Below are 2,527 nucleotides of genomic sequence, written 5' to 3' on the forward strand. Positions count from 1 at the left end.
TAAATTGGTCCGGGCAGCGATCCTGGCCGCAAACAACTATTCTGGCCGTATTCCCGGCTCCGGTGTCCCACAGGGAGATGATCCCATATCAACCTCGACATGTTCCACGGTGAGGTGACTACTTTCTGTTTGATTTTGCCAGTTCATCCAGAGATTTTGCTATCTTTTCGAGTTGCTCAGGAATTCTCTTCGCTCCGGACGTATAGAAATAAGCTCGAAGATCCACAAAGAAGTTCTCGGTATAGATACGCGACCCGTAGCCATAGGATGCCTGAATTGTGAATTTGTCAGGTGTTACTATTTTGCCGCCGATCTCCTTGCCGACCTGAGGGCCTGTACAAAGATCGATCCAGAATCCATCGCCAGGCGCGAGTGCAGCCAATGTGTTTTTGAAAATATACATATCAGAAATATTTTTTGATTCTCCAACGGTTTCCCCAAAGCGATAGAAGTCTCTGTCGACCGTCAGTTTAAGGTTCTCGGCGGATGAGGAGCCTCGGTTCCAGATTCGAGCAACAAAAATAGTATGGTGTTGAATTTCGATATTCAAAGCAATTACAGGCCGCGTTTGAACCTCGATCTGCTTCTGTATTTCTATGACCATCATTTTATTTGAGTGGGCTATCTTATAAGTTAGCCAGGCGTATACGCCCGTAATAACTACCAAAATTGTTGTTAGGAGGTCTATAGGCGTCAAACCAATAGCGCTTGTCATAAATTTTTCCAAAAGAAACCGCGCTCAATAACGTGGGTGTGAAGTTCATCTACCTGTAGTGCCGGTCTGGTTCGTGGCTTTATGCCTTTACGCACTCTGCCAAGCTAACACCTTCGGCACATTCAACCCATCGGCCCGCAAACCCTTGATGTGAAAGCGAATTGCATCGCGAATCTCGGCTTCCACCTCGCGTACAGTTGCACCGGTCGCGATGCAGCCGGGTAAATTCGGCACATAAGCGGAAAAGTTATTTCCCGCCTTTTCAATCACCACCGCGTAACACACGCACTTCACTCCCTAGGTGGATAGTCAGTGTAGCGGCTCACGCCCTGTTGCATCCTCATCGTCGGAATGGGTATTCCCACGCATTCGATAGAGCGGAGGGCTGTCCGATCTTGTAGCTTATTCGCTGCACCAAGCCGTTACCAACTATCGAGCGTTCGAAGTCCGGAACTGGCCCTTTATCGAAAAAGTTGGATACTAAGGTCTCGATGTCTCCCCGTTGGCTAAATATATAGCGATCAGCAAAAAGAGCCACGACCTCATTGATGCGATCTATCGCCCGGCGGTTGCGTACTTCTCTATGCATTGCATCCGTCTGCCTTCGGGTGTCCAGATACATCGCAATGCGCGGAGTTATAGGGAAGACAAGTTCAAAATCATCAAAATTTCCGACACTGTATGGAACTATTTTACCTATTGGTGTTCCCGATTTGAAGTAGCACACGGGGTTATCGCTAGAAATAAAATCGACGCCTGTCTCGTTGTGTATAAAAACAGGCGCGTTGTACCGATTCATTACAGGAAGCATGCCTCGAATGATATTTGGCATCGAAAGAAGGGCGGTATGCGGGTCAATGTTTATTTGAATTATGCCGGCGTTTATCAAATCCTGCATTCTAATCTGGCTCGATACATCTCCTGTCGTCTTGCGATAAATTTCCAACAGAGCCTCGGGTACGGGAGGTGAAACTGCGTCCGATATCCTAGCAACAGAGTCTCGCAAAAGGCTCATAACAGATCTAAGCGCGTTGGGTACACGGCATCGCATGGACAAAAGGAATTCGGTGAAATGTTTAATTTCATCAAGTGAGAGCGGTTTCTTTTCCGCGATAATGTTCACAGCTCGGTCCCAGCCGCTTTCTATCGTGTCGGAAAAAAGTCTCTCGATCGCGTTGTCAAAACGCGCTTCAGCATGAACTGGTTGTGAGTATAGGTATTTCTCTTTGAATACCGATTTTGGAGAGGTGCAGAAAAGCCTACAATCTTCCCACGTATCGTAGACTTTGATGCAGCCGTCTCCATCCAAGAAATGCTTCGAATAAGTTTCCGGAATATAGTGCTGTTGCTTGGGCTCTGGCGGCATTTTTATAGACCTCCGCTCTCAGCATATCTCTTCTGCTGAGAGCGGAGTCGCATTGTTGGCAGCAGACAGACAGCGCGCGTGAATTAGCTCAGCTGCACCCGCTCGTCGAGCCACACGTATCGCACTTCTCGCAGGTCCCGTTCCGCACCATGGTAAAATTCTGGCACTCGGAGCAGGAATTGCCGGTGTAGCCCTGGAGCAGCGATTTGGCGCGGCGGTCGTTGGCGAGTTTCTTGGCTTCCGCCGCCTCCATGGCCGCGGCGTCGGTGAACAGCGCAGCCGTGGCGTCGGAAGCAACACCCGCCGCTTCCTCGAAGGCGATGTCCTCGGCCAATTCCTTTGCCCGCTCCTCATAGTCGCGCTTGTAGGCGACCGCTTCGTCGCTGGCGGGGTTCAGCGCCAGCACGTTGGGGCCGGGGCAGGCGGGCGGTGCCGAGCGGGCCGGG

General features: G+C 50.3%; 4 protein-coding genes. All 4 read right to left on the minus strand.

The features are described 5' to 3' along the window. Positions 1–118 precede the first annotated feature (118 nt). Positions 119–715 (minus strand): hypothetical protein, encoded by a 597-nt coding sequence (locus EOA22_RS30630; protein WP_063167862.1) that lies wholly within the window; start codon positions 713–715, stop codon positions 119–121. An 87-nt stretch (positions 716–802) separates the two neighbouring features. After that, complete coding sequence (locus EOA22_RS30635; RefSeq protein ID WP_164746046.1) at positions 803–1,000, minus strand: type II toxin-antitoxin system HicB family antitoxin; 198 nt, start codon at positions 998–1,000, stop codon at positions 803–805. Positions 1,001–1,055: 55 nt separating this feature from the next. Continuing rightward, positions 1,056–2,081 (minus strand): DUF4238 domain-containing protein, encoded by a 1,026-nt coding sequence (locus EOA22_RS30640; RefSeq protein ID WP_063167863.1) that lies wholly within the window; start codon positions 2,079–2,081, stop codon positions 1,056–1,058. Between the two features lie 88 nt (positions 2,082–2,169). Continuing rightward, positions 2,170–2,527, minus strand: a 358-nt coding sequence (locus EOA22_RS30645; protein ID WP_164756051.1) for a hypothetical protein, incomplete at its 5' end; no start/stop codon positions are given.

Source organism: Mesorhizobium sp. M7A.F.Ca.US.014.04.1.1 (assembly GCF_003998745.1).
Classification (GTDB): domain Bacteria; phylum Pseudomonadota; class Alphaproteobacteria; order Rhizobiales; family Rhizobiaceae; genus Mesorhizobium; species Mesorhizobium ciceri.